We start from the raw sequence: 26,031 nt of genomic DNA, 5'->3' as shown, positions 1-26,031 counted from the left end.
TCCGAAAGCGGCCTGGCGCACAAAGCACGACCGGGCCGGCGCCTGCGCGGCGCCGACCCGGTGCTGGGGAGAACCCGGTGCTGGGGAGAACCCGGTGCTGGGGAGAACCCGGTGCGATCAGATCGACTCGAGGTCGCGTTCGATCGCGGCGAGTTCCTCCTCGCTGCCCTGGACCTTCGGACCGGTGAACCAGTGTCGCGCCGAGACGAGCCACCAGATCCCGGCGAATCCGAGAACGACCAGGACCGCGATGGGCGTGTAGTTGAACGTGCTCCCGCTGACCGGACTGACCTGCGGCAGCATGAACAGCACGGTGATGAACGCGACCCAGATGATCGCGACCACACCGATCGGCTTGCTCCAACGGCCGAGGTTCCACGGACCGGGCTTGAACCGGTCGCCCTGCAGCAGCCGTAGCAGTGTCGGCAGCACATAGGCGATGTAGAGCCCGATCACCGCGATGGAGGTGACCGCCGCGTACGCCGTCGCGTTCCAAAGGTACGGCAGGCCGAGCAGGAACGCTCCGGCGGCCGCCAGCCAGATCGCGTTGGTAGGCGTCCGGGTGCCGGGGTTGATCTTGTGCCAGAACTTCGACCCGGGCAGCGCGCCGTCGCGGGAGAACGCGTAGATCATCCGCGAGTTCGCGGTGACCGAGGACATCCCGCAGAACAGTTGCGCACCGACCACGACCAACAGCAGCACCTTGGCGAGCGAAGAGCCGACCGCGTCGATGAAGATCTGCGCCGGTGGCACGCCGATGTCGCTGTTCAGCGCGCCGTCGTAGCTCTGGATGGCGAACGTCAGGCCGATCAGCAGCACCCAGCCGGCCACCAGCGAGACGAGGATCGACATCACGATGCCGCGCGGCCCGGATCGCGCGGCATCGTGAGTCTCCTCGGTCATGTGCGCGGAGGCGTCATAACCGGTGAAGGTGTACTGCGCGAGCAGCAGGCCGAGCAGCGCGACGTAGAAGGTGGAACCCCAGCCGGTGTTGTTGACGAAGTGCCCGAACACGAAGCCGGCCGACTGGTGGTGGTCGGGCACGATCGCCAGCACGGCGACGATGAAGATGACGCCGACGATGTGCCACCAGACGCTGATGTCGTTGAGTCGGGCCACCAGTTTGACGCCGAGCGAGTTCAGCAACGCGTGCACCAGCAGGATCAGGCCGAACAGCAAGATGGTGTGACCGGGTGTCGCCGAGAAGCCGAACTGCAAGTCCAGCAAGGCATTCAGGAAGAAGGCCGCACCGAAGTCGATGCCCGCTGTCACAGCGACCTGGCCGAGGAAGTTGAACCAGCCGGTGAACCACGACCAGGCCGCCCCGTTGGAAGGCGCGAGCTTGGCGGACCAGTAGTACAGGCCGCCGGCGGTCGGATAGCTCGAGCAGACCTCTGCCATCGCCAGCCCGACCAGCAACGTCATCAGGCCGACGATCGGCCAGCCCCAGACGATCATCACCGGGCCGCCGGTGTTCATCCCGAACCCGTAGAGGGTCAGGCAGCCGGACAGGATCGAGATGATGGTGAAGGACACGGCGAAGTTCGAGAAGCCGGACATCGTCCGGGACAGTTCCTGCGCATAACCCAACTGGTGCAGGCGTTTCTCGTCCTCACTCGATGATGCCGCGGGCACTCCCGCCTGCTGCCCGATGCTGTTGTCCTTGCTCACGAGGGCCTCCTCGGTACTGCCGGCGGAGTGACGGCGCGATCGAACCAATGGTCTTCACACAGACCTTTGAACCCCCATTGAGACATGCACCACAACCGCTGTCAAGGAATCAGGCGAGGAACCCGCGGAGCAGGGCGGCTGTGCCGGACAGGTGTTCCTGCATCGCGCGTCGGGCAGCCTCCGGATCGCCGGCCAGGATCGCCTCGACGATCGCCTCGTGCTGCCGGTTCGAATGCCCGAGGTTGACCTCCAGCAGGGGGATCGCGTCCAGCAGTTCGTTCAACCGCATCCTGACCTCGGCCGTCGCCGACGTCAGCGACGCAGAACCGCTGACCTCGGCGATCGCCAGATGAAGGCGCGAGTCCATCCGCCGGTAGTCCGCGAGCCGCGCCGACGAGGTCTCCACCAGACAACGCCGCAGATGGTCGATCTCGGCCTCGCTCAACTCCCGCAAGGCGGCAGCCTCGGCGGCTCCTGTCTCCAGGGCCGAACGGAGCACCAGCGCGTCGTCGATCCCACCGCTCAACTCGCGGCTGAGCTGCTTCGGCGTCACCCGGCGCGGTTTGGGGAGCCGCTCGTTGACGAACGTACCGCCGTACCGGCCGCGGCGCGACTCGACGTACCCGGACTCGGTCAGGGCCCGGATCGCCTCCCGGAGCGTGACTCTGCTGACGTTGAGGCGGGCGGCCAGGTCGCGTTCGGACGGCAGCCGGTCGCCGGGGGCGACGACGCCCAACTTGATTGCCTGCAGCAACCGTTCGACGGTCTCCTCGAACGGGTTGCCGGTCCGGACCGGCCGGAACAACGCCTCGTCCGCCCCGCTGACTCCCGCTGGCTCGACCACCGCACCGCCTGTCACCTGCCACCTCTTCCCCGTTGCTCACCTCAGGGTAGGACAGCCCCCGCCCGCCGCCGCGGGAGGTCGTCAGAGCGGCGTGACGTAGGCCCCCGAGATACCGCCGTCGACGAGGAAGGTGTTGGCGGTGATGAAGGACGAGTCGTCGCTGGCCAGGAACGCGACCGCCGCGGCGATCTCCTCCGGCTCACCGAACCGCCCCATGGGCACGTGCACGAGCCGGCGGTTGGCCCGCTCGACGTCGGTGGCGAAGAGCTCCTTCAGCAGCGGGGTGTTCACCGGCCCCGGGCACACGGCGTTCACCCGGATGCCCTGCCGGGCGAACTCGACGCCCAGTTCACGGCTCATCGCGAGCACGCCGCCCTTCGACGCGGAGTACGAGATCTGCGAGGTCGCCGCGCCCATCACGGCGACGAAGGACGCGGTGTTGATGATGGAGCCCTTGCCCTGGCGCTGCATGTACGGGATCACGGTCTTGCAGCACAGGTAGACCGAGGTGAGGTTGACCTCCTGCACCTTGCGCCAGGCCTCCAGGCCGGTCTCCAGGATCGAGCCGTCCTCGGGCGGCGAGATGCCCGCGTTGTTGAAGGCGATGTCGACACTGCCGAAGGTCTCGAAGGCCTGCCGGAAGAGGTTGTCCACCTCCGACTCGTTCGTCACATCGGTCGGCACGAACAGGCCGCCGACCTCGTCCGCGGCGGCCTTGCCGGCTGCCGGGTCGAGGTCTCCGACGACGACCTTGGCGCCCTCGGCCGCGAGCCGCCGGACACTGGCCAGACCGATCCCACTCGCCCCGCCCGTGACCACCGCGACGCGGTTTTCGAGCCGATGCGCCTTGACGTCGTCTGTCATGGATCAGTCCTCCGTGGAGATGAAGATGTTCTTGGTCTCGGTGAACGCGTCCAGCGCGTCCGGCCCGAGCTCGCGGCCGAGCCCGGACTGCTTGTACCCGCCGAACGGCGTCGAGTACCGCACCGACGAGTGCGAGTTGATCGACAGGTTGCCTGCCTCGACCCCGCGACCGACCCTGATCGCGCGGCTGATGTCACGCGTCCAGATCGACCCGGACAGCCCGTACTGCGAGTCGTTCGCGATCCGCAGCGCGTCGGCCTCATCCTCGAACGGGACCACCGCGACCACCGGGCCGAAGATCTCCTCCCGCACAGCCGGCGCGTCAGGCGATCCCGGCGCCAGCACGGTCGGCGGGAACCAGAACCCGGGTCCCTCGGGCATCGAGCCCCGGAAGGCCACGTCCTCCTGGGTGTACGCCGCGACCCGGTCCCGCTGCTTCGCCGAGATCAGCGGGCCCATCTCGCTCGCGGGATCAGCTGGATCGCCGACCTTGAAGGACTTCACCGCCGGCTCCAGCAACTCCATGAACCGGTCGTACACCGATCGCTCGACCAGGATCCGCGACCGCGCACAGCAGTCCTGGCCGGCGTTGTCGAACACGCCGTACGGCGCCTGGGCCGCGGCCTTGTCCAGCTCCGAATCGGCGAACACGATGTTCGCGGACTTCCCGCCGAGCTCGAGCGTCACCCGCTTCACCTGCTCCGCGCAGCCGGCCATGATCTGCTTGCCGACCCCGGTCGACCCGGTGAAGACGACCTTCCGTACTGCGGGGTGCGTCACGAACCGTTGTCCCACCACGGTCCCCGCGCCCGGCACGATCTCCAGCACGCCGGCCGGCAATCCTGCCTCCAGGGCAAGCTCCCCCAGCCGCAGCGCGGTCAACGGAGTCAGCTCAGCCGGCTTCAGTACTACGGTGTTGCCCGCCGCGAGCGCGGGCGCGAAACCCCAGCCGGCGATGGGCATCGGGAAGTTCCACGGCACGATGACGCCGACGACGCCGAGCGGCTCGGAGAAGGTGAGATCGATGCCCCCGGCAACAGGGATCTGCTTGCCGAACAGGCGCTCGGGTGCCGCCGAGTAGTAGGTGAGCACGTCGCGGACGTTGCCCGCCTCCCAGCGGGCGTTGCCGATCGTGTGCCCGGCGTTCTCCACCTCCAACTGCGCGAGGTTGTCCAGATCCGCATCCACCGCGTCCGCGAAACGCCGCAGCAGCCGGCCACGATCGGCCGGACTCACCGCCCGCCAGGTGGTGAAAGCCTCGGCCGCGCGGGCGATCGCCGCATCCGTGTCCTGCTCGGAGGCCGGCGAGATCGTCCGGACCACCTTCTCCGTAGCGGGGTTGATCACGTCATACGTCACCGGGTTGTTCTCCTTGTCGAAGCCGCCTCCAGGAGGGCGGTGAAGAGCCTGAGGTCGTCGGGGTTCTCCTCGGGATGCCACTGCACACCGAGCGCGAAGGCGTGACCGATGACCTCGGCTGCCTCGACGGTCCCGTCGCCGGCGCGGGCAGTCACCTGCAGGCTCGGCGCAACCACGTCCAGGGCCTGGTGGTGATAGCAGTGCACGGTGGCACGATCGCCGAACAGCCGCCCGGTCAAAGTGTCCGGCTCGACCTTGACCTCGGTCTGGCCGAACACAGCAGGCGACGGGCGATGCTCGTCGTGGGCAACGGCGTCCGGCAGATGCTGCTGGAGTGTTCCGCCGAGCGTGACGTTCAGGATCTGCAGACCGCGGCAGATCGCCAGCAACGGTAAGTCCTGTTCCAGTGCGGCGCGGATCAACACCGACTCGTGCTCATCGCGTCCTGGCCGGGTGCCAACCGTCTCCGGATGCGGCACTGCGTCGTACGAGCCTGGATCGACGTCGCACCCGCCGGCGATCACCAGCCCGTCCAGCAGGTCGAGCACGGTCGGGTCGGTGCCGACCGGCGGCAACAACAGCGGTATGCCGCCCGCCGCGACGACGGAGTCGAGGTAGACGCGCGGCAGCAGGGCGGCGTCGCGCTCCCACACTCCCCAGATCGTGGGTTCCAGGTAGGTGGTGATGCCGATGTGCGGTCTGCCGGCGTGGACCTCAGAGGCGTTCGAAGCCACGGATGCGCTCCCAGTCGGTGACAGCTGCGTCGTACGCGTCGAGCTCGACCCGGGCCGCGTTGGTGTAGTGGTCCACCACCTCGTCGCCGAACGCCTCACGAGCGATCTTCGACCCGCCGAACAAGGCCGACGCCTCGCGCAGGGTGGTCGGCACGTGCTGCTTGTCCGAGGTGTAGGCGTTGCCCTCGAAGATCGGCTCCGGCTCCAACTCGTTCTCGATCCCGTGCAGCCCGGCGGCGATCAACGCGGCGACCGCGAGATAGGGGTTCACGTCGCCACCGGGCAGGCGGTTCTCCACCCGCAGCGACTCACCGTGTCCCACCACCCGCAGCGAGCAGGTGCGGTTGTCGAGCCCCCAGGCGACCGCCGTCGGCGCGAAGCTCCCGGCCACGAAACGCTTGTAGGAGTTGATGTTCGGGGCCAGCAGATAGGTGAACTCGGGCAGGCATGCGAGCTGGCCGGCGATGAACTGCTCCATCAACTCGGAGAAGCCGTGCTCGCGGTCACCCGCCAGCACGGCGTCGCCCTCGTCGGAGCGGAAGCTCAGGTGGATGTGGCACGAGTTGCCCTCGCGCTCGTCGTACTTGGCCATGAAAGTGAGGCTCTTGCCGTGCTTGGCCGCAATCTCCTTGGCCCCGGTCTTGTAGATCGAGTGGTTGTCGCAGGTCGCCAGCGCCTCGTCGTACCGGAAGGCGATCTCGTGCTGGCCGAGGTTGCACTCGCCCTTGGCCGACTCGACATACATCCCCGCGCTCTCCATCGAGTTGCGGATGTCCCGCAGCAGCGGCTCGATCCGCGCAGTACCGAGGAGTGAGTAGTCGACGTTGTACTGGTTCGCCGGTTCGAGGTGGCGGTAGGACTTGTCCCAGGCGGACTCGAAGGTGTCGTTGAAGACGATGAACTCGAGCTCGGTGCCGACGTACGCCTTCAACCCGCGCTCGGCGAGCCTGTCGAGCTGGGCCTTGAGGATCTGCCGTGGCGAGGCGGGCATCGGCGTACCGTCCAGCCACTGCACGTCGCACATCACCATCGCGGTGCCCTCGAGCCAGGGCAGCAGGCGCAACGTGTCGAGGTCCGGAGCCATCAGCAGGTCGCCGTAGCCACGCTCCCAGGAGGACATCTCGTAGCCGTCGACGGTGTTCATGTCCACGTCGACTGCGAGCAGGTAGTTGCACCCCTCGGTCCCGTGCGCGAGCACCTCCTCGATGAAGTAGCGCGCCCCGCACCGCTTTCCCTGGAGCCGCCCCTGCATGTCGGTGATGGCGACCAGCACGGTGTCGACCCCACCGGCCGCGACCCGGTCTCGGAGTGCCTGCACGGTCAGCTTGCCGGTCTCAGAGGCCACTGTCGCTCCCGGTGAATTCTATTGGTCTGCTGTCAGTCCATTAAAGCAATCGTAGGCCGCGGGCGTCGACTGCTGTCAACTCCGCCGGCGCGCTTGGCGGCAGCGTCTCTATCGTTGAGATAGTGGTCTCTTATTTTGGACATCGTGTCCTAGCATCGGTCGGGTGAAGGCTTCCTACCGGTGGGTCGTGCTGTGCGTCGGGTTGTTCGCCATGACCGCTGGAGCCGCCGCGGCGCAGGGCCTCGCCTCGATCACTCCGGCGCTTCGCGAGTACTACGGGATCGAGCTCGGCACGATCGGCGTCCTGCTGGGGGCCGTGTCCCTCGGGATTGTGCCGGCCGTGTTGCCCTGGGGACTTGCGGCGGACCGCTGGGGCGAACGCCCGGTAATGGCTCTGGGGATGCTGTCGGCCTCGGCCGTGCTGGTCCTGCTCGCCTATCAGAAGCACCTGGTCGCGGTGATCGTGCTGCTGGTGCTCGGTGGAGCCACCAGCGCTTCGGTGAACGCGGCTAGCGGGCGCGCTGTCATGCAGTGGTTCCCCGCGGAAGGGCGTGGCATGGCGATGGCGATCCGCCAGACCTCGTCGCCGCTGGGGGCCGGCCTTGCGGCATTGGCTCTGCCCGGGATCGCCCGGGCGTACGGCGTACCGGTTGTGTACTTGTCCCTTGCGGGCTTCTGCGCTGCTGGTGCAGTAACTGTACTGCTGTTCATGCGGCCAGCTCCGCATGCGCGGGCTACTGCCGTCGTGCACGAGCCGCGGCCGTCGGTGCTACTGGACCGGCGCTTGTGGGTGATCTGCGCCGTAGCTGGCTTGCTGGTGGTGCCGCAGTTTGCTTTGACCGCTCTGCTCGTCGAATACCTGCACGGTCGCCAGGGCATGACGGTGGCAGGGGCAGCTGTGGTGCTTGCGGTTGCACAGGGTTCTGGCGCTGTGGCACGGCTGGTGAACGGCGCTTGGTCGGATCGGGTCGGGGATCGCTTAGGGCCGCTGGCGAAGATCGCTGGCCTTACTGCGGTGGGGTGCGCGGCTGTGGCGGGGACCGGCTGGGCACCGCTGCCTGTGGTGGTGGCTGTTGTCGTCATCGCTGCCACCTTCGCGATCTCGTGGAACGGACTCGCGAACCTGGTGGCCGCCGAGCTGGCCGGACCAGAGCGCGCCGGGGCCGCACTGGGGTTGGAGAACACGGTGGCGTTCCTCGCCGCGGCTCTCACCCCGCCGGTCCTCGCGATCATCATCGAACACACCTCCTGGCCCGTCGGCCACACGATCCCCGCAGCCCTGTCAGCCATCGCCTGCTTGCTGACGGCGCAACTCATCCGCACGACCAGGCGCAGTACCGCAGCCGGCCTGACGCGCCCGGTTAGCCGCTGACCTTGTGGCTGCACGCTGACCTTGTGGGTTACCCACTGACCTTGTGGGTTGCCCGCCGGTAATTTGATGGGGCAACCCACAATTTCGGTGGGTAACCCACGGCGGATCAGGGCCGCGGACCGCCCGGCCTCGGGATTAGCCGAGCCGACGACCGCCCCGCTGTTGTGAGCTGTGACGGAGGAGCCGCGGGGGCGGCGGGGGCGGACGGAGTAGGCGCAGTACTGCCTTGGCACTAGACGGACAGTGAACGCCTTTTCACTTAGCGGAATGACGCTCAAAATCGGCTGATCCGGCCGCCCGCCCAGCGGCCAATGATCAAGAGGAGCGCATCCATGCGATCTCTCATCACCCGTCCCCGCGTCCTGGCTGTGCTGCTGGCCGGTACGGCGCTCGCTTTCAGCCCGCTCGGCGGTCAGGCCACGGCCAAGTTGCCCGTGGATCAGCTGAGCAACCCGTGCTTCACCCCGAAGGAGGGGCCGTCCGCCCGCGGCGGCCATGGTGCCGATACTCGCGAGCTGAGTGTGGCCGAGCAGAAGGCGATCGACGCCAAGACCGCGCAGCTGGTCGCGGCCAAGCAAGCACGCGGTCTTGCTCCGGCGGCCGGCAAGCTCGCCGGTGCGAGTGTGCCGGTCTACATCAACGTGATGCGCAGCAGTTCGGGCGCCGGCGATGTGACCGCCACGCAGATCTCGCAGCAGATCGCGGAGCTGAACCAGGACTTCGCCGGAGGCGAGTCGTCGGCCGCGGCGAACACCGGCTTCAGCTTCTATCTGGCCGGCACCTACCGGTACAACAACGACACCTGGCACACGGACGGCCAGAGCACCACGTACCGCGCGCAGACCCGCAAGGGTGGCAAGAACGCGCTGAACATCTGGCTGGTCGACTTCGCCTACCTCGGCATCGCGACGTTCCCGTGGGACTACGCGAGCAACCCGTCTATCGACGGCATCCGGGTGCAGTACACCTCGCTGCCGGGCGGTTCGGCCACGAACTTCAACCTCGGCAAGACCGCGTCGCACGAGGCCGGCCACTGGTTCGGGCTCTACCACACGTTCCAGGGCGGCTGCACGAGCACGAACGACTCGGTCGCCGACACCCCGGCCCAGAGCAGCGCCAGCAGCGGCTGCCCGACCGGCCGGAACTCCTGCTCGCTGCCGGGCGTGGACCCGATCCACAACTACATGGACTACTCCTACGACTCCTGCTACAACCAGTTCACCCCCGGCCAGAGCACCCGCATCAGCAACGCCTGGACTGCCTACCGCGCATGACTCGTGGACCGAGGTCCGCGTGACTCGTGGACTGGAGGCCGTCTAGAGTGCCGCCGATGCGTGTCCTCCTGACGGCCTGCGCTACCGCCTTGATGGTGGTGGCAGGTCCTCTTGCGGCGACCGCCGCCGGCCAGGGCTCCCAGAGCCCGGTCGGCGGTGCGCTGCTGACGACGGAGCCGACGGTGGTCGCTGACGGAGCGACACCGCCGGCTGTGCAGGCGTCTGCCTTCGTCGTCGCGGACCTGGACACGGGTTCGGTTCTGGCGGCCAAGGCCCCGCACGCCAAGCTCCGCCCGGCCAGCACGCTCAAGACCCTCACCGCGCTGGTCCTGCTGCCCCGGCTCAACAAGACGGACCAGGTGATCGGCACTGGCCAGGACGCCGGCATCATCGGCAGCAAGGTCGGCGTTTATCCCGGCCTGCGCTACTCGGTCGACCTCTTGTTCCAGGGGATGTTCCTGGCGTCCGGCAACGATGCCGTGCACGCGCTGGCCGCGCATGACCAGGGCGGCGTACCGGCGACCGTTCAGCGGATGAACCAGAAGGCCGCGGAGATCGGTGCGCTCGACACGCACGTCACCGATCCGACCGGCCTCGATGCCGACGGGCAGTACTCCAGTGCGTACGACCTGGCACTGTTCGCACAGTCAGGGCTCCGCCGGGAAGACTTCGCGAAGTACGCGTCGACCAAGTACACGAACTTCCCGCTGGCGAAGACCGGCACGTACCAGGTGGCCAACCAGAACAAGTTGCTGTTCAACTACGCGGGCGCGCTCGGGGTGAAGACGGGCTACACGACGCTGGCCCGCAACACGTTCGTGGGAGCCGCCAGGCGTGACGGCCACACGCTGGTGGTCACGCTGATGAACGCCCCGCACGGCATCACCGAGGACGCCTCGCACCTGCTCGACTGGACCTTCAAGAACTACTCCGCCTTGTCCCCCGTCGGTGCGCTGGTCAAGCCGGCTGCAGCTGGGCCCAAGACAGCTAGCGAGCCTAATGCTGCGAACAAGGCCGCAGCTGGTACTCAGCTGCCGAGGCGCAGCAGGACAGTTCTGGCGCCAGGGCAAGCAGTCCAGGCCCTGGCGCTCCGAATCCCGGTCTGGTTCTACGCGGCACCACCCATCCTGCTCCTGGGCCTCTTCCTCCGCCGGCCCCGCGCCCTCCGTATCCACGCCCGCCGCCTCCGAGGCCGCCGCCACTGATCCATGCGCCGGCGGCCTGTAACACCGACGGCCTGTACGGCGGGCGCGCGGGCTGGGGCTAGCGGCGGAAGGAGCGGGCGGCGCGGGACAGTTGTACTGCGATGGCGGTGGCTGTGGCGCCGAGGACGGCACCTGCCGCGACCGCGACCGTGTCGGCCTTGCGAGCCGGGATCGGAATGACCTTGTACTTCTTGCCGGGCGGACCCGGGATCAGGCCGTCCGAGCCGATAGCCGCTGAACCCATAGCCGCTGCGCCGTTGGGCGAGGCAGCTGAGCTCCTGGCCGCTGTGGCAGTCGAGCCGTTGGCCGGCGCAGCCGAGCCGTTCGAGGAACCAGGCCCAGCCGGGCGAGCGGCGTACGAGGGGGTCTTGAAGGGCATTGCTGCGCGGGCGGCTTCCTCAGCCTCGCCGGTGTGCCAGCGGTAGTCGAGAGTGGCTTCCTTGGCCCAGGCGGCGATCAGCATGATCACCCTGGTCATCAGGTAGATCCAGACCAGCAAGGCGAGCGGCAGGGCGAGTGCGCCGTAGGCTGCGTTGTTGCCGATCACGGACTTGACGTAGGTGTTCCCGAGTTGCTGGGCGATATAGAAGAGGATCCCGCCGGCCAGTGCCGCGATCAGCGCGACCTTGCGCGGCAGGATGATCCGTGGCAGCGCGGTCTGCAGGTAGAGGAAGAGCACCGCGCCCGCCCCGATGCCGACGATGATGCTGATCAGGGTCAGACCCCAACTGGCCAGCCAGGTGCCGTCGAGGCCGATCGCCTTGACGATGCGGTCGGACAGGCCGGTCAGGATCGACGAGGCGCCGGTCGCGATCAGCCCGATCAGGCCCAGTCCGATCAGGGCACCGAGGTCCTCGAGCTTCAGTTTGATCGCGTTGCCGGGCTCATCGTCCAACTCGTGCATCGAGCGGATCGAGGCCCGCAGGCAGTCGATCCAGCCAAGGCCGGTGAGCAGCAGCGAGACGCCCGAGACCAGGCCGATCGCGCCGGCGTGATTGATCAGGGCATCGAGGTCGATCTGGTCGCCGATCCCGGGCAGGTTCGTCTTCAGCGCTTGCTTGAGGTCCTCGACGGCCTTCTCGTTCAGCAGCTTGCCGGTAACGGCCGCCGCCAGCACGATCAGCGGGAACATGGACAGGAAGGCGTAGAAGCTCGTTGCCGCCGCCAACCGGTTCCCGCGCTGGGCACCGAACCGTTTCCAGGCCCGCCAGAGCTGCGTCCGGCTGATGCGCGCCCAGACCGCCTTGGCCCGATCCTTGATCCCCATGCGTCCCCTGTACCCCGAGTGACCAGGCCTACCCTGGCGAGTGAGGAGGCTAGCCTGCCAGCGGGAAGGAACGCTGTGGGCGCCACACGCCGTCGGCGCCGTGCTCGTAGCGGCTGAACTCGGCCACATCGAAGGCACAGTCGTACTCCGACAACGCGTCGTACGCGCGATCCAGCGCGTCCTTGTCCAGGTCGTGCGCCACGGTCACGTGCGGGTGGTACGGGAACCGGAGGTCGACCGCGAGCGGCCCGGACCGGACCTGTGACTGGAGAACCTCACATGACGAGATCCCCTCCGCCAACGGCACGAACACGACCGGCGAGATCGGCCGGAAGGTCGCAGTACCGCGCAGCCTGATCCGGAAGCTCGGGAACCGCGCCGCCACCTCGAGCATGTGATCGTCGACCGCGGCCAGATCGGCGTCGGCCACCTCGGTCGGCGGCAGCAGGGTCACGTGGGTCGGGATCGACGAGGCCATCGGATCGCCGAACTCGGCCCGGTATTTCTGCAGTTCCGAGCCGTAGGGTTCCGCGATCGGGATTGCGACACCGATGATCGCCATCCGGGCGCCTACCGGTCCGGCCCTGAGATGGGCCCTGAGACGGGCCCTGAGACGGACCCTGAGGCGGGCACGAAACCGAGTCGGTCGTAGACCCGCTCGAGCGTCGGCGCCGTCACCGCGCGAGCGCGTTCGGCCCCCGCGGCCAGGATCGCGTCGAGCTGGGCGGGATCGTCGAGGAAGGCCAGCGTCTTCTCCCGGAACGGGGTGACGAAGTCGACCACCACCTCGGCCAGGTCCTTCTTGAAATCGCCGTAGCCGCGGCCGGCGTACTCGTCCTCGAGCTCGCTGAGCTTGCGGCCGGTCAGGGCCGTGTAGATGGTCAGCAGGTTCGACACGCCGGCCTTGTTCTCCGGGTCGAACAACACGTCGCGGCCGGAGTCCGTCACGGCGGAGCGGATCTTCTTCGCGCTCACCTTCGGGTCGTCCAGCAGTTCGATGATGCCGGCCGGCGACGAGGCCGACTTGCTCATCTTCGCGGTCGGGTCCTGCAGGTCGGCGATCTTCGCCGTCTCCTTGACGATGTACGGCTCGGGCGACCGGAAGGTCTTGCCGAAGCGGTGGTTGAACCGCTGCGCCAGGTCGCGGGTCAGCTCCAGGTGCTGGCGCTGGTCCTCGCCCACCGGCACGCGGTCCGCCTGATAGATCAGGATGTCCGCCGCCTGCAGGATGGGGTACGTGAACAGGCCGACGGTGGCCCGGTCCGCGCCGCCCTTGGCCGACTTGTCCTTGAACTGCGTCATCCGGCTGGCCTCGCCGAACCCGGTGATGCAGCCGAGCACCCAGGCCAGCTGGGCGTGCTCGGGCACCTGCGACTGGACGAACAACGTCGACCGCTCCGGGTCGATCCCGGCCGCCAGCAACTGAGCGACGGACCGGCGGGTGCGGGCCCGCAGTACCTTCGGGTCGTACTCGACCGTGATCGCGTGCAGGTCCACCACGCAGTAGAACGCGTCGTGGTCCTCCTGCAGCGCCACCCACTGGCGGACCGCGCCGAGGTAGTTGCCGAAATGGAAGGAATCGGCGGTCGGCTGGATCCCGGACAGGACGCGCGGGCGACGCTCGGATCCGGTCACAGGCACCGGGGTGTCGTCGGGGACGGCTGCTGACATGGGCCCGATTCTGCCAGCGTCCCCGGCCGGATCCACAGCCGGGCGGCCCTTCGGCCGACAGAGGGTCGCAACTATGGTGACTGGCCCGATCGTGACTGGGTGGAACATCATGGTCTTTGGCAGCAGATCTCAGCCTCGAACAGCTACCGGTACCACGACCACCGCATCCACTGGATGAGCAACGATCGTCCAGCCGTTGTCGCTCAGGACCCCAGCAGGCCTCATCTGATCAAGAACTGGACGATCGGCTTGCTGGTCGACGGCACACCGGTCACCGTGGCCGGCACCCTGAGCTGGGCACCTTCAGGCAGTGTTGCGCCCTACTGGTTCCTCGGTTCGCTCTGCGTGGTTCTCGCGATCGCTTTCGCCGTGGTGATGGTTGTCGAGGACAGGCGCAACAAAGCGATCAATGGAGGTCCGAGGCCGAAGAAGGACGCCATGGAGGTATGGGAAGACCTCCACCGCCGCGTGCCTTGATCTGTGCGGGACCTCACCCCCACTTCTGTACCTATCGCGGGCTGGTTCTGACAATCAGATGACAGCCTCGTCATTTATGGCCCTCGGCACACCGATGCGGTGGACGGTCTGGGATATCACCGTCGAGGTCCGAGGGGGGCGACCGTGTCCACTATCGTCATGGGACGGCGGGCTGACCGCCGGAAATGGTGCGTGCGCGCGGTCCTGCTGTCGGTCGTCACCGCTGCTGTCTGGCTGTCTGCAGGCGGAGTCGCGCAGGCTCATCCGGTGCTGCTGCGGTCCACGCCGTCCGACGGGCAGACGGTGCAGGCGGCCCCGACTCAGATCGACCTTTGGTTCTCCGAGCCTCCGACGGCGGCTGGTATCGAGGTCGCCTTGTTCGACCGTGAGGGCAAGGCCGTCCCGGTCGGCGAAACCCGGATCGAGGACCGCGGGATCCACTTGGTGGTGTCCGGATTCCCGGCCTTGCCGCGCTCGGTGTACGAGCTGCGCTGGAGTGTCGTGTCGAAGTACGACCTGCACAGGTTGCAGGGCACGCTCGTCTTCGGCGTGGGTCTGGCGGCGACCTCCACCGGAGAACCGGCCCGATCGGTCACCGGACCAGCGGCAGCCGCCGCCGACGTCGTCCTCGGCTGGATGGACATCGCCGGTACTGCGGCCCTCTGTGGCTGGGCGTTCCTGGCCATCCTGCTGACCCGTCGCTCAAAGCCGTCTCTGCCGGAACCAGTGGTGGCGACCGTGCTCGGACTGGTCGTCGCGTTCGGGTTTCTGTCGGCGGTCACCTCGGTCATGCGCAGCGCGAGACAGTGGTCCGAAGCCAGCAACTCCGAATCAGGTCTCGCAGTTCTCACCGGCTCGGGTCAGCTGACGCGATGGACTCTTCGCGAGCTGGCCCTCATGGGTGTGCTCGTGCTCCTGGTCAGGCGTGCCCGCGGGTCGCGACCCGGACCAGTCGGTACGACGTTGCTGGTGGTTCTGCTCGTCTGCGACATCGTGCTGCGCTCCGCCAGCAGCCATGCTCAGGGAGGTCCGGTGTCGCTGCTGGTCCTCTCGGCCCACCAAGCCGCGGCTCTGACCTGGATCGGCGGACTCGGTCTCCTCGCTCTTCTGACCAGCCAGCTTCGTGAGCAACGCGCAGACGCGTTCCGCGTCTGGAAGGCATTCGGGCCGCTGACCGCCGGCTGCGTGGCCGTCCTGGCTGTGACCGGGCTCCTGCTGGCAGGACGTCAGGTGGCCACCCTGGATGCCGCACTCGGCACCACCTACGGCAGGGCTCTGCTGGTCAAATCAGTACTGGTGGCCGTGGTGCTTGCTCTCGGTCTACGGCACGCCCGGCGGCTACACCCCTGGCTGACCAGGCAGCCGGCCCGAGAACCAGTGGCCCCGACGGCTCGCGGCCAGGTGATCGGCCCGCTGCTGGGTGTCGGCGTACTGCTCCTCGCGGTCGTGCTGACAGCGACGCCGCCGGCGCGTGGTCCGCAGTTCGCCAGGAGCGCGACAGCGCCGACGCGGACCACGTACGAAGTTGACGACCTGCTGATCACGGTGGCGCTTCGGCCCAACCAGCCCGGGCGCAGCCTGCTGGTAGTCGAGGTGGTCAGCAGTCGGCGCCCCGTCCCGGCACCGGTCACCGCGGTCTCCGCCGACCTGGGGACGAGCACCGGGATCACGCTCCGGCGCGCACCGGTCGTTGCCCAAGGCAATGGGCAGTGGCAGGCCGCGGTGGATGTCGAAGCCACCGGTGCCCTGCCGCTGCGGATCGTAGCCGTCCGCAGCCATCCCGGGCCCGCGACGGTCACCGGAACGTGGGTAGTGCCGAGCGGGCTGGCAGCGCGTCCCGTTGTCGTCTCCAACACCCCGCTGGCGCCCTGGACCAGTGCTGCGGCCGCATTGACGGCTGCCTTGGCCCTGGCGATCGGAGTCGCGCTCGCCAATCGCCGCAGACGGCACCCCGGGATTGGCCCAGTCATGCGGGCCGAAGTCCGCGAACTCGAGGATGCGGGCACGCGCTCCTGAATCGCCCGGTCGCCCGGCAGCGCGCCCGTAGTACGGGCGACTACTGCCGGGCGCCCGCAGCGCGTAGTACGGACAGGTCTTGGCTACTTCACGCCTCCGGCGGTAACGGAGACCTGCAGCTGACGCTGGAAGATGATGTAGACGACCAGAACCGGCGCCACAGTGATCACCACGGCCGCGAACAGGGCGCCGAAGTCCACCGCATAACCGGCTTGCGATGCGAACGAGGCCATGCCCTGCGAGAGCACGTAGTTGTTCGAGTCGGTGTTCAGGGCAACGGGTAGCAGGAACTGGTTCCACAGCCCCAGGAAGTTGAAGATGGCGACCGACGCCATCCCCGGCCGCGCCATCGGCAACATCACCGAGAAGAACGTGCGCCACTCACCTGCCCCATCGATCTGCGCCGCCTCGTAGATCTCGCCCGGCAGCGCCTTGAAGAAGCTGTGCAGGAAGAAGACGGTGAATGGCAGCGCGAACGCGACGTACGTGATGATCAGCCCTGGAAGGGTGTTGAGCAGCGAGAAATTCTTCAGCACGAAGAACAGCGGCACGATCGCCAGGAAGACCGGGAAAGTCAGCCCGGCCAGCATGGAGTAGTAGATCAGCCGGTTGCCGGGGAACGAGAACCTGGCCAGCACGTACGCGCACATGGCCCCCAGGATCATCACCAGGACCAGCGCGGAGGCCACGACGATCACCGTGTTCGCGAAGTAGCGACCGATGCCGGCTGTCGTCCAGGCGGTGGCGTAGTTGCTGAACCGCAGCTTGCCCGGCAGCGCCAGTGGGTTGCCCAGCACCTCCTGCGTCGACTTGAACGAGGACAGCACCGTCCACACCAGCGGCAGGATCACCAGCAGCGACCACAGGATCAGCGCGATGTGCGCGGTCGTGGCGACGCCCTTGCCCTCCCGGGCCCGCTTGTCCGGCGCGCGGGACCCGGCCACGACGGCCCGGTCGGCGGTGGTTGTTGTCATCGGCGTTCCTTCACCTTCCGCACACGTCCGCCGGTCAGGGCGTTCACCACGAAGACCGCGAGCGCGAACAGCATCGTCACTGCGGCCAGGATCACACCCATCGCCGTCGAGTAACCGAACTGCCCCTTGGCGAAGGCCGTGGTGAACAGTTGCTGGGGCATGACGAGGGTCGAGTTCTGCGGGCCACCGCCGGGGTTCAGCGCCTGCATGTAGACGAAGGCGTCGAGGGCAGCGATGCCCAGATAGATGTACGCCGTCTGCACGTTGTCGCGGATGAGCGGCAGGGTCAGGAACACCGCCGTCCGGAACCGGCCGGCACCGTCGATCCGGGCCGCCTCGAACACCTCGGGGTCGATCCCACGGATGGCGGCGATGAACAGCACCATGTAGAAGCCGACGAAGCCCCAGATCATCACGAACATCGAGGCCGGCATCGCGGTCCGGGCGTCACCGAGCCAGGCGTAGTTCTCGAACTGGTGCAGCCCGATCTTCGACAGCAGCGCGTCCAGCACGCCCGAGCTCGGCGTGAACACCTGGGCCCAGATCAGGCCGATCACGATCGCGGGGATCACGTACGGGAAGAACGAGACGATCCGGTAGAAGCCGGAGTTGCGCAGGCCGCGAACGGTCCCGGTCCCCGAGCCGCCGATCGTGACCAGCGTGGCCAGGGTGAGCGCCAGCACGATCGTCACGATCGGCACGACGATCGCCAGTTCGACGTTGTTGCGCACGGACTTCAGGAAGATGTCGTCGTGGAACAGCTTGACGTAGTTGTCGAAGCCGACGAAGTTCATCTTCGAGCTGAAACCCGACCAGTCGGTCATCGAGAACCACAGCGCCTGCACGAACGGCGAGACCACGAAGATCACGAACACCGCCAGCGGCAGGCCGAGGAACACGACCATGAAGCTGGCGCGGTCGAAGGTCAGCGGCCGGCGCCGCCGGGCGGCGGACCGCTTGGGTCCGCCGCCCGGCACGACATCTGGCGTCATGGTCACTTGGTGACCGGGATCTTCTTGACGGAGCTGTCGTTCCGCACCTTGTCAGTGATCTGCTGCAGGCCCTTCGTCAGGCCCGCCGCGTCGAGCTTGCCGGACAGGAACGAGTTCCAGACCACGAGGTTGTCGGTGTTCATGCCGTAAAGGCCGACGAACTGGTAGTCGAAGATGTCCGTGCCCGCGGCGTCCAGCATCGCGGTCTGCGACTGCAGCGCGGTCGAACCGAAACCGTCGGCGGGAACAAGACCCTTGACGATCGTCGGCGCCAGCCGCGTCTTGGCGAAGTTGGTCGCCGCCTCCTTGGACAGCATGGCCCGCAGGAGCTCCTTGCCGCCGGCAACGTTCTTGCCCTTGGCCGGGACGATGAACGGCTCACCGGCCGCGCTGCGCAGCGCCGCGTACGGCAGCTTCGGGGCGTCGGTGAGCGTGGGCTCGGGGATGCCCTTCATCTGGAACCCGCTCTTGGTGGCCTTCTTCATCTCGTTCTCGATCCACGAGCCCGAGGGGTAGAGGATGGCCTGCTGGTCGTTGCTCCACTTCGCCTGCGCGGCGGTGAACTGGGTGCCGGCGCCGCCGGGCACGAAGTAGCCGTTCTTGACCATGGTCTCCATGGCCTTGAAGACGCCCTGGATCTGCGGCTTCGACCAGCAGTCCGCCTCGAGGTTCTCCAGCGACAGCCGGACGTCGTCGCCACCCTCCTTGATCGCGGAGTCGACGGCCAGGGTGTGGTAGTACGTCGCGGCTTCCTTGCCCCAGACGAACAGGTACTTGCCCTTGGCCTTGGCCTTGGCGCCGAGGTCGAGCAGCGCGTCGTACGTCTTCGGCGGCTCCCAGCCGTTCTCCTTGAACAGGCTCTCGGAGTACCACAGGCCGTAGAGCGTGAGCACGTAGTTCATCGCGACGAACTTGCCGTCGAAGGTACCGGGAAGCTTGGCGCCGGGGTACAGGGTGTCGGCGATCTTCGTGCCCTCGTAGTTGTTGGCCTCGAAGACGTCGTCCAGCGTCGCCAGCTGGTCCAGGATCGTGTTGAAGCCGATCTGGTTCGCGCCGGAGTTGTCGATCAGGTCCGGCGGGTTGCCGCCGACGAAGCGCGGCTGCAGCTGCTGGGCGATCTGGGTGGACGGCGCAACCTTGAACGTCGAGCCCGCGAACTTCTGCTGCGCGATGTTGGCCGCGAACGACACGTAGTCGTAGCCGTAGCCGCCGTTGAAGATCACCGAGTCGACGGTCGCCTTGTCCGCCATGCCGAACGGGTTGTCCGCCGTCTTGTTGCCGCCACCGGTGGAACCGCTGTTGTCGCTGCCGCTACTGGCGCAGGCTGCCAGGAGCGTGCTGCCGCCGGTGGCCAGCAGGGTGCCGACCGCCGCGCGCTGCAGGAACAGCCGCCGCGACAGGTTGTTGGGAGTACTCATTGGTCCCGCCTTCCGAGAGTGTTTCAAGCAGTACGACGGATCCGGCCGGCGTACTGGGCTTCAAGGGCATGGTTGTGGTCGTCGCCGCCGGGGATGTTCGCGGACAGGTAGACCGGCGGGGTCTCGCCGGCCTCGGTGAACCGGCGCAGTACCTCGGCCACCATCATCTGCGCGATCAGCGCAGCAGTGATGGACGACACTGCGCAGACCTTGCCGCCGTCGGGCAGGTCGAGCACAGAATCGCCGTACGGCGCATGGTTGTCGAGCACCACGTCGGCGAAGTCGATCAGTTTCTTGCCGGACGGGTGCCGCGAGGTCACCCCACTGGTGTGCTGCAGCGAGGTGATCGCGATCAGCGGGTGGCCTTGTTCCTTCACCACCGTGGCGAGCTCGACGATCGAGCCGTTCACGCCGGAGTTCGAGGCGATCACGAACAGGTCGCCGGGGCGGGCGGCCGACAGTTCGTAGAGCTTGCGCGAGTACGACGGGTCGCGCTCGAGCTCGCCACCGCGGAGCAGCTCGGGTGATTCGCCGCCGAGCAGCACCAGGTCGCGCAGCGCGATCCGGTTCGTCGCGATCAGGCCGCCCGCGCGGCCGGCGATCTCCATCGCCAGCGCCTCGGAGTGCCCGGAGCCGAAGGCCTGGATGACGCCGTTCTTGCGCAGCGACGCGGTCATCAGGTCGGCCGCCTGCTGGATCGGGCCGTCGATCTGCTCGGTCACCGCCGCCATGATCGGCGTCAGCGTTTGAACAAAGGACTGCGCACTCACGCCCGGGCTGCCCCCGTCGACGATCGTTCCGCCGTCTTCCGTGCTGGCCATCAGAGGCCCCACCCCTCGACTAATGTGTTCGCCGCGACACACCTGGTGCCGACAAGTGCGCAAGTTTGCGGTTTGCTGGACAGAACTTTTCTCACCTGGCAGCTAAAGTCAAGGCTCATCTCACTCTTCCCTCCAGATCGGGACCGTTGCGTGACCTTGCTTGTTTTTGTTCATAAGTAGTCTATTTTGAGCAGTTTGGAGCATCGCCTATGTCGCTCGAACGCCCGGTTCCGGAACCACGGGATCCAGTGGTCCTGATGCCAGCCACCGCACTGGTTCTGGGCGGCGACCTCGGCGGCACCTCCACCCGGATCGTGATCGCTGACCATGACGGCAACGTAGTGGGGCGGGGGGCCGCGGCAGGCGGAAACCCCACCAGCCACCCCGCGAGCGCCGCGGCCAACTTCGGACAGGCTATTCACCAGGCGCTGGGCGACCTGGACCCGGCCCTGGTGCGCACTGCGGTGATCGGTGCGGCCGGCGGCTCGGCGCTGTCGAACCCGGGCGTCCGGGCCGAGTTCGACGCCGTCTGGAACGGGGCGGGCCTGATCGTCGAACCGGACTTCATCGGTGATCTCGAGGTCGCCTTCGCGTCCGGTACACCGGAGCCTGACGGCACCGTGCTGATCGCGGGCACCGGCAGCGCGGCCGGCCTGGTCCGCGACCACCGGCTGGTCCGGACCGCCGACGGTCACGGCTGGCTGCTCGGCGACGACGGCTCGGGGTTCTGGCTCGGTCGTGAGGCGTTGCGCAGTCTGTTGCGCGCTCTCGATCTCGGCGAACCGATCGGCGCACTCGGCGAGGCCGTGGTGAAAGCGGTGCTGCCGAACCGCGATGAGCAGGCAAATGCGGAGCGTGAAGGCTACAACCGGCTCCGTGACGACCTGGTTCGCACCGTGAACTCCCGTCCACCCGTGCTGCTGGCCGAGCTCGCCCGCACGGTGGTCGCGGCCTACGAGCAGAACGACAAGACGGCTCACGCCTTGGTGAAACGCGCAGCCGAACTGCTCACAGAGACGGTCAGCCGCCTTCGGACAACGTCGGACATGGGCCCGTTCGTCCTCGCCGGCAGTGTTGCCGGTGAATCATCGCCGGTCGGCCGCTTGCTGCGGCAAACAATCCACGAACACTTCAACGGGGAAGTGCTGACTGCCCGCGACGGTGTGGGTGGAGCGACGTGGCTCGCGCTCGGCGTCCTCGACCCGGCCCTGGCCACCCGCTCCAACCACGCCCGCCTCGTCAGCTAGAAGGCTTGGTGCGGCGCCCGCGCCGTGTCCCATACAAGTCCCGTAGTACAAGCAGTACTGCGTGACTTGTACAGGGCCACGGGCGGGTCGGTCCGGGAAGTCTCGCCGGCTCCGGCTGGTCGAGCCGGGTAGTGCCCCGACCTGGCGGCTCGGCCCGGGGCGCGGGGGGTCAGTCCATGGTCGCGATCGGGCGCAGCTCCACGCCGGCGTACTGGGCCTCCGGGATCCGGGCGGCGATCTCCTCGGCTCGCTCGGGCGTGGCGACGTCGACGATGAACACGCCCGCGAGCTGTTCCTTGGCCTCGGAGTACGGGCCGTCCGTGGTGGCGCGGACGCCCTTGCGAACCCGGACCACCTTGGTGTCGATCGGTGCGGCGAGCGGTTCGGCCACGACGAGTTCACCCGACTCGGTCAGCTCGGTGAACAGCTTCTCCAGTTGCGCGGAGAGTTCGTCACGCTCCCGCTGCGACAGCGCGAGCCCCTCCTTGGTGTGCAGGAAGGAGGGGTGTGCCCAGGTGATCGGGTTGCTGTGGATCAACATCAGGTACTTCACGGCGGTTCCTTTCCGTCTGGATTCGATCTTCGCAGCAGAGGTCGGAGGGACCCGCGGGTTCTCGACATTCCGGAATGTCGACCGGTGCAGGCCGGGTCCGACGTACCGGTTTTCAGCGGTGCCGACCCTAAGGTGAATAACGTGAACGAGACCGAGCTGCGGCTGAGCGACGGCCGCATGCTGCATGTGTACGACACGGGCACCGGCGAACTGCCGGTCTTCTGGCATCACGGCACGCCGAACCTCGGCGCACCACCCGAGCCCCTCTTCGCCACGGCCGAGCGGCTCGGCATCCGGTGGGTCTCCTTCGACCGGCCCGGGTACGGCGGGTCCACTCCTGCTCCCGGCCGGACGATGGCCTCGGTCGCCGATGATGTCGCGGCCGTCGCCGACTCACTGGGAATCGACCGGTTCGCCGTCGTCGGCCACTCCGGTGGCGGGTGCTACGCCCTCGGCGCCGCCGCCACTCTCGGCGATCGGGTGCGAGCCGTGCTGACCATGGCCGCCATCGCCCCGTACGACGCGGACGGGCTGGACTGGTACGCCGGGATGGTTCCCTCGGGGGTCGCCGCATTGCGGGCGGCGGTCCGCGGGCGCGAGGCGAAGACGGCGTACGAGACTTCCGGGATCGAGTACGACCCGGAGTTCACCGCCGCCGACCTCGCCATGTTCGACGGCCCGTGGTCCTGGCTCGGCAAGGTGGTCGGCCCGGCCCTCGACGCCGGCCCGTTCGGCCAGATCGACGACGACATCTCCTACGTCATTCCATGGGGGTGCGACCCGACCACGATCAGCGTTCCCGTCCTGGTTGTGCACGGCGCCCAGGACGGCATCATTCCGGCCGGCCACGGCCAGTGGCTCGCTCAGCACATTCCGGACGCCGAGCTGCGGCTCTCCCCCTCGGGCGCGCACATCTCGATCCTCGGCCAGGCCGAATCCGGCCTGGAGTGGTTGCGCCGGCATGCCTGAGCTGACCGCTTACCCGTGTCATCGGTGGGTACCAACAATCTGATGAGGCAATCAGGAGGTGTGTCACCGGTGCTGGTGGCTGGTCGGTACAGGCTCGGCGATCCCTTGGGACGCGGCGGTATGGGAGAGGTCTACCGGGCGACCGACGAGGTGCTCGGCCGTGACGTGGCGATCAAGCTGCTGCTCCCGGTCCGAGAGACCCTGGCGACCAAGGAACGGTTCCTGCGTGAGGCCCGGGCAGCCGCGATGGTCGACGACCCGCACGTGGTGGCAGCTCTCGACTTCGGCAGCCATGAAGGCGGCTACTTCATCGCGATGGAACTGGTCGAGGGTCCGACGGTCAGCCAGGAACTGCGCAGGCTCGGACCGCTTCCGGCCGACCGCGCGGTCGACATCGTCAGGCAGGCGGCCGCAGGACTGGCCGCCGCCCATCATCACGGCATCGTGCACCGCGACATCAAGCCGGGCAACCTGCTGCTCACCGGCGACGGCCTGGTGAAGGTCGCCGACTTCGGCATCGCCCGTTTCGACGCCGACGCCGATGCCGACGCCACCCTGACCGGGACAGGCCAGATCATCGGCACCAGCCAGTACCTCGCGCCGGAGCGTGCGCTGGGCGGGACGGCCGGGGCAGCCTCGGACGTCTACGCGCTGGGCTGCGTGCTGTACCAACTGGTCTCCGGGCAGCCCCCGTTCCTGGCGGACGACCCCGCGTCGATCATGTATCAGCATGTCGAGATGGCCCCCACCCGGCCCAGCCTGGCGCGCCCGGAGCTCGCCGGAGAGTTCGAGGATCTCCTTTATTGGACGCTCGCCAAGGACCCGGACCAACGGCCCACCGCGCGACAGGTCGCCGACGGTGTCGCCGCACCGGTCTTCGTGGCGGCCGATCCGATCGACGGTGTCGCCGCACCGGTCCTGGTGGCGGCCGATCCGATCGATGGTGTTGCCGGCAGCGGACCCCTCACAGCGCCGCAGGCCTCCCCGCAGCCTCCCAGACGCCGGGGGCCGTCGCAGGCTGTGCTCGCCGGACTGGCCGCGGCCATCATCGCGATCTCGGCGACCACCATCGGCATCCTGCTCCAGAGCGACACCCTCAAGCTCCCCACCACCAACGACCTCGCCCCGCACCCCGGCGTCATCACGCCGGCAGGCAAGCCAGCGCCCACACCCGGTACGTCGGGCTCCGTCGGGACGCCCGGTACGTCGGGCTCCGTCGGGACGCCCTCCACCGCAGCCCAGGCCGGCGCGACCAGCCCCACCACGCCGCAGTCCACGCGGCCGACCACCACACCAACCAGTTCACCTACCGGCGGGCCGACCACTCCGTCCGACACCTCGTCGACCGCCCCACCGAGCACAGCGCCTACAAGCGCACCCACCACGGCTCCGACGGCACCGCCGACCACCGCACCGACAACAAACCCGACCCCAGAGCCGACCACCGAATCCCCCTCGGTCGTGCCCACCACTCCCAACGCGACCCCAGCTGGCGACTAGTCCCTGCACACGTCGCTGCGTCCGAAGAACCGTGGGGCCTGCCCTCGGGTTCTTCGGACGCAGTGACCTGTGAATCAGGGCACGGGCTCGTCGGGGGTGACGTGGTGGACGCGGACCCGGGCGACGCGGCGGCCGTCCATCTCGGTGACCGTGAGCTTGTACCCCTCGACGGCACCCTCGTCGCCGACCTCGGGGACCCTCCCCAGCTGGGCGGCGAGGAATCCGGCGACCGTCTCGTACGGGCCGTCCGGCAGCTCCACCCCCGTCTCGTCGGCGAAGTCGTCCAGATTGAGCAGGCCGTCCACCTCGACGTCGCCGCTGCGCAGCCGGGTCGTCTCGCCCGCCTCCTCGTCGTACTCGTCCTTGATGTCGCCGATCAGCTCCTCGACCAGGTCCTCGAGCGTCACGATGCCCGCGGTCCCGCCGTACTCGTCCAGCACGATCGCCAGATGAGTGCTCCGCCGCCGCATCTCCGTCAACGTCGGCAGCAGTTTCGCGGTGTCAGGCAGCATCAGTACGTCGCGCGCCAGGTCGCCGACCCGGACCGACCGCGACGCGACCGCCGGATCGAACAGGTCGCGAACGTGCACGAATCCCACGATGTCGTCGGCCGAGCCGTTCATCACCGGGTACCGCGAGTGCGGCCGCTCCGCCGCGAACTTGACCGCCTTGTACGCCGGCATCTCGGCGTCGACGAAATCCACCTCGGTCCGGGGCAGCATCAGCTCGCGGAGCTGGCGCCCACCGGCCTCGAACACGTCGTCGACGATCCGGCGCTCCTCCTCCCCGAGCGACTCGTGCGCGGAGACCAGGTCGCGGAGCTCCTCGTCCGACATCACCTCGCGGTTCGCGTTCGGGTCGCCGCCGAGGGCGCGGACGACCAGGTCCGTCGACTTGGACAGCAGCCAGATCACCGGCCGGGCGATCGAGGCGATCCGGTCCACCAGCGGGGCCAGGCCGAGCGCGAACGTCTCGGCCCGCTGCAGCGCGAGCCGCTTGGCCGCCAGCTCGCCGAGCACGATCGACACATACGAGATCGCGATGGTGATCAGGATCAGGGCGACCGTGTTCGCCAGCGACTCGGGCAGGCCGAGGTTCTGCAGGTGTGGCGACAGGCCGTCGGCCAGCGTCGCGCCACCGAAGGCGGCGGACAGGAAGCCCATCAGCGTGACGCCGATCTGCACGGCGGACAGGAACCGGTTCGGGTTGGCGGCCACCCGGGCCACCGTCTCGCCGCGCTTGCCGCGGTGGGCGATCGATTTGAGCTGGCTCTCGCGCAGCGAGACCAGGGCCATCTCGGCCGCCGCGAAGACGCCGCCGATCAGTACGAAGACGAAGATCAGAACGATGTTGAGCAGGGTTTCGTTCATGGCAGGGAGATCGCGCGCCCTCTCCGTATCAGGGGGAGAGGACGCGATGGTTGGGCGCTGTCCATCGTTCGATGGTAGCGGTGGCGGG

Annotated in this window: 23 protein-coding genes; 8 read left to right on the top strand and 15 right to left on the bottom strand. The window is 67.9% G+C overall.

Annotation, left to right across the window (positions count from 1 at the left end):
- Positions 1-117: 117 nt before the first annotated feature.
- From ABD210_RS30900 to ABD210_RS30875, 6 genes are all read right to left on the bottom strand, one after another.
- Positions 118-1,671: an amino acid permease gene (locus ABD210_RS30900; protein ID WP_344116385.1), complete on the bottom strand. Its 1,554-nt coding sequence runs from the start codon at positions 1,669-1,671 to the stop codon at positions 118-120.
- Between the two features lie 109 nt (positions 1,672-1,780).
- The gene (locus ABD210_RS30895; RefSeq protein ID WP_344116383.1) at positions 1,781-2,530 is read right to left on the bottom strand and encodes a FadR/GntR family transcriptional regulator; all 750 of its coding nucleotides are present in this window, start codon (positions 2,528-2,530) and stop codon (positions 1,781-1,783) included.
- Positions 2,531-2,596: 66 nt separating this feature from the next.
- Positions 2,597-3,379, bottom strand: coding sequence for a 3-oxoacyl-ACP reductase (locus ABD210_RS30890; RefSeq protein WP_344116380.1), 783 nt, complete (start codon positions 3,377-3,379; stop codon positions 2,597-2,599).
- 3 nt (positions 3,380-3,382) lie between these two features.
- Positions 3,383-4,738 carry an aldehyde dehydrogenase family protein gene (locus tag ABD210_RS30885; protein WP_344116378.1) on the bottom strand — a complete coding sequence of 452 codons (1,356 nt, stop codon included), beginning with the start codon at positions 4,736-4,738 and terminating at the stop codon, positions 3,383-3,385.
- Entirely contained in the window at positions 4,735-5,472 is a 738-nt protein-coding gene (locus ABD210_RS30880; protein ID WP_344116376.1) for a gamma-glutamyl-gamma-aminobutyrate hydrolase family protein, read from the bottom strand. Before ABD210_RS30880 ends, ABD210_RS30885 begins: the two co-directional genes overlap by 4 nt.
- Complete coding sequence (locus tag ABD210_RS30875; protein WP_344116374.1) at positions 5,453-6,817, bottom strand: glutamine synthetase family protein; 1,365 nt, start codon at positions 6,815-6,817, stop codon at positions 5,453-5,455. Before ABD210_RS30875 ends, ABD210_RS30880 begins: the two co-directional genes overlap by 20 nt.
- A 163-nt stretch (positions 6,818-6,980) precedes the next feature.
- Here ABD210_RS30875 and ABD210_RS30870 point away from each other — a divergent pair, with 163 nt between their 5' ends.
- The 3 genes from ABD210_RS30870 (at position 6,981) to ABD210_RS30860 (ending at position 10,668) form a co-directional block, all read left to right on the top strand.
- On the top strand, positions 6,981-8,189 hold the full coding sequence (locus ABD210_RS30870) for an MFS transporter (protein WP_344116372.1): 1,209 nt from the start codon (positions 6,981-6,983) through the stop codon (positions 8,187-8,189).
- Positions 8,190-8,521: 332 nt separating this feature from the next.
- Entirely contained in the window at positions 8,522-9,463 is a 942-nt protein-coding gene (locus tag ABD210_RS30865; RefSeq protein ID WP_344116370.1) for a zinc metalloprotease, read from the top strand.
- A gap of 56 nt (positions 9,464-9,519) precedes the next feature.
- Positions 9,520-10,668, top strand: a complete 1,149-nt coding sequence (locus tag ABD210_RS30860) for a D-alanyl-D-alanine carboxypeptidase family protein (RefSeq protein WP_344116368.1) — start codon at positions 9,520-9,522, stop codon at positions 10,666-10,668.
- 58 nt (positions 10,669-10,726) lie between these two features.
- Here ABD210_RS30860 and ABD210_RS30855 read toward each other — a convergent pair whose 3' ends face one another.
- Genes ABD210_RS30855 through trpS form a run of 3 tightly spaced genes read right to left on the bottom strand, consistent with a single transcriptional unit; the run spans position 10,727 to position 13,606 of the window.
- Positions 10,727-11,935: a YihY/virulence factor BrkB family protein gene (locus ABD210_RS30855; protein WP_344116366.1), complete on the bottom strand. Its 1,209-nt coding sequence runs from the start codon at positions 11,933-11,935 to the stop codon at positions 10,727-10,729.
- Between the two features lie 49 nt (positions 11,936-11,984).
- The gene (locus ABD210_RS30850) at positions 11,985-12,497 is read right to left on the bottom strand and encodes a 2'-5' RNA ligase family protein (RefSeq protein ID WP_344116364.1); all 513 of its coding nucleotides are present in this window, start codon (positions 12,495-12,497) and stop codon (positions 11,985-11,987) included.
- An 8-nt stretch (positions 12,498-12,505) separates the two neighbouring features.
- Entirely contained in the window at positions 12,506-13,606 is a 1,101-nt protein-coding gene (gene trpS / locus ABD210_RS30845) for a tryptophan--tRNA ligase (RefSeq protein WP_344116362.1), read from the bottom strand.
- Between the two features lie 99 nt (positions 13,607-13,705).
- Here trpS and ABD210_RS30840 point away from each other — a divergent pair, with 99 nt between their 5' ends.
- Together ABD210_RS30840 and ABD210_RS30835 are read left to right on the top strand one after the other, a co-directional pair.
- Complete coding sequence (locus tag ABD210_RS30840) at positions 13,706-14,083, top strand: hypothetical protein (RefSeq protein ID WP_344116360.1); 378 nt, start codon at positions 13,706-13,708, stop codon at positions 14,081-14,083.
- Positions 14,084-14,227: 144 nt separating this feature from the next.
- Positions 14,228-16,099: a copper resistance CopC/CopD family protein gene (locus ABD210_RS30835; protein ID WP_344116358.1), complete on the top strand. Its 1,872-nt coding sequence runs from the start codon at positions 14,228-14,230 to the stop codon at positions 16,097-16,099.
- Positions 16,100-16,182: 83 nt separating this feature from the next.
- Here ABD210_RS30835 and ABD210_RS30830 read toward each other — a convergent pair whose 3' ends face one another.
- Genes ABD210_RS30830 through ABD210_RS30815 form a run of 4 tightly spaced genes read right to left on the bottom strand, consistent with a single transcriptional unit; the run spans position 16,183 to position 20,304 of the window.
- The gene (locus tag ABD210_RS30830; RefSeq protein ID WP_344116356.1) at positions 16,183-17,073 is read right to left on the bottom strand and encodes a carbohydrate ABC transporter permease; all 891 of its coding nucleotides are present in this window, start codon (positions 17,071-17,073) and stop codon (positions 16,183-16,185) included.
- Complete coding sequence (locus ABD210_RS30825; RefSeq protein WP_344116354.1) at positions 17,070-18,065, bottom strand: carbohydrate ABC transporter permease; 996 nt, start codon at positions 18,063-18,065, stop codon at positions 17,070-17,072. Before ABD210_RS30825 ends, ABD210_RS30830 begins: the two co-directional genes overlap by 4 nt.
- A gap of 2 nt (positions 18,066-18,067) precedes the next feature.
- Complete coding sequence (gene ngcE, locus ABD210_RS30820) at positions 18,068-19,483, bottom strand: N-acetylglucosamine/diacetylchitobiose ABC transporter substrate-binding protein (protein ID WP_344116352.1); 1,416 nt, start codon at positions 19,481-19,483, stop codon at positions 18,068-18,070.
- Positions 19,484-19,506: 23 nt separating this feature from the next.
- On the bottom strand, positions 19,507-20,304 hold the full coding sequence (locus tag ABD210_RS30815; RefSeq protein ID WP_344116350.1) for a sugar isomerase domain-containing protein: 798 nt from the start codon (positions 20,302-20,304) through the stop codon (positions 19,507-19,509).
- A 257-nt stretch (positions 20,305-20,561) separates the two neighbouring features.
- Between ABD210_RS30815 and ABD210_RS30810 the strand changes: the two genes are divergently transcribed.
- Positions 20,562-21,551, top strand: a complete 990-nt coding sequence (locus tag ABD210_RS30810) for an N-acetylglucosamine kinase (protein WP_344116348.1) — start codon at positions 20,562-20,564, stop codon at positions 21,549-21,551.
- Positions 21,552-21,720: 169 nt separating this feature from the next.
- Here the strand turns inward: ABD210_RS30810 and ABD210_RS30805 are convergent, their stop codons facing one another.
- Entirely contained in the window at positions 21,721-22,104 is a 384-nt protein-coding gene (locus ABD210_RS30805; RefSeq protein ID WP_344116346.1) for a YciI family protein, read from the bottom strand.
- A gap of 141 nt (positions 22,105-22,245) precedes the next feature.
- Here ABD210_RS30805 and ABD210_RS30800 point away from each other — a divergent pair, with 141 nt between their 5' ends.
- The gene (locus tag ABD210_RS30800) at positions 22,246-23,073 is read left to right on the top strand and encodes an alpha/beta fold hydrolase (protein WP_344116344.1); all 828 of its coding nucleotides are present in this window, start codon (positions 22,246-22,248) and stop codon (positions 23,071-23,073) included.
- A gap of 42 nt (positions 23,074-23,115) precedes the next feature.
- A complete protein-coding gene (locus tag ABD210_RS30795) occupies positions 23,116-24,573 on the top strand; it encodes a serine/threonine-protein kinase (protein WP_344116343.1) in 1,458 nt (485 codons plus the stop codon).
- Positions 24,574-24,647: 74 nt separating this feature from the next.
- Here the strand turns inward: ABD210_RS30795 and ABD210_RS30790 are convergent, their stop codons facing one another.
- Positions 24,648-25,943 carry a hemolysin family protein gene (locus ABD210_RS30790; protein ID WP_344116341.1) on the bottom strand — a complete coding sequence of 432 codons (1,296 nt, stop codon included), beginning with the start codon at positions 25,941-25,943 and terminating at the stop codon, positions 24,648-24,650.
- Positions 25,944-26,031: the final 88 nt, after the last annotated feature.

Source organism: Kribbella alba (genome assembly GCF_039529635.1).
GTDB classification, from domain to species: domain Bacteria; phylum Actinomycetota; class Actinomycetes; order Propionibacteriales; family Kribbellaceae; genus Kribbella; species Kribbella alba.
This window is presented reverse-complemented; position numbering and strand designations above follow the sequence as displayed.

What these genes read in the sequence shown, in the direction of transcription:
- ABD210_RS30855 (WP_344116366.1), bottom strand. Translation starts at nt 11,935, where the DNA reads ATGGGGATCAAGGATCGGGCCAAGGCGGTCTGGGCGCGCATCAGCCGG.
- ABD210_RS30815 (WP_344116350.1), bottom strand. Translation starts at nt 20,304, where the DNA reads ATGGCCAGCACGGAAGACGGCGGAACGATCGTCGACGGGGGCAGCCCG.
- ABD210_RS30830 (WP_344116356.1), bottom strand. Translation starts at nt 17,073, where the DNA reads ATGACAACAACCACCGCCGACCGGGCCGTCGTGGCCGGGTCCCGCGCG.
- ngcE (WP_344116352.1), bottom strand. Translation starts at nt 19,483, where the DNA reads ATGAGTACTCCCAACAACCTGTCGCGGCGGCTGTTCCTGCAGCGCGCG.
- ABD210_RS30795 (WP_344116343.1), top strand. Translation starts at nt 23,116, where the DNA reads ATGAGGCAATCAGGAGGTGTGTCACCGGTGCTGGTGGCTGGTCGGTAC.
- ABD210_RS30860 (WP_344116368.1), top strand. Translation starts at nt 9,520, where the DNA reads ATGCGTGTCCTCCTGACGGCCTGCGCTACCGCCTTGATGGTGGTGGCA.
- ABD210_RS30865 (WP_344116370.1), top strand. Translation starts at nt 8,522, where the DNA reads ATGCGATCTCTCATCACCCGTCCCCGCGTCCTGGCTGTGCTGCTGGCC.
- trpS (WP_344116362.1), bottom strand. Translation starts at nt 13,606, where the DNA reads ATGTCAGCAGCCGTCCCCGACGACACCCCGGTGCCTGTGACCGGATCC.
- ABD210_RS30890 (WP_344116380.1), bottom strand. Translation starts at nt 3,379, where the DNA reads ATGACAGACGACGTCAAGGCGCATCGGCTCGAAAACCGCGTCGCGGTG.
- ABD210_RS30850 (WP_344116364.1), bottom strand. Translation starts at nt 12,497, where the DNA reads ATGGCGATCATCGGTGTCGCAATCCCGATCGCGGAACCCTACGGCTCG.
- ABD210_RS30810 (WP_344116348.1), top strand. Translation starts at nt 20,562, where the DNA reads ATGCCAGCCACCGCACTGGTTCTGGGCGGCGACCTCGGCGGCACCTCC.
- ABD210_RS30790 (WP_344116341.1), bottom strand. Translation starts at nt 25,943, where the DNA reads ATGAACGAAACCCTGCTCAACATCGTTCTGATCTTCGTCTTCGTACTG.
- ABD210_RS30825 (WP_344116354.1), bottom strand. Translation starts at nt 18,065, where the DNA reads ATGACGCCAGATGTCGTGCCGGGCGGCGGACCCAAGCGGTCCGCCGCC.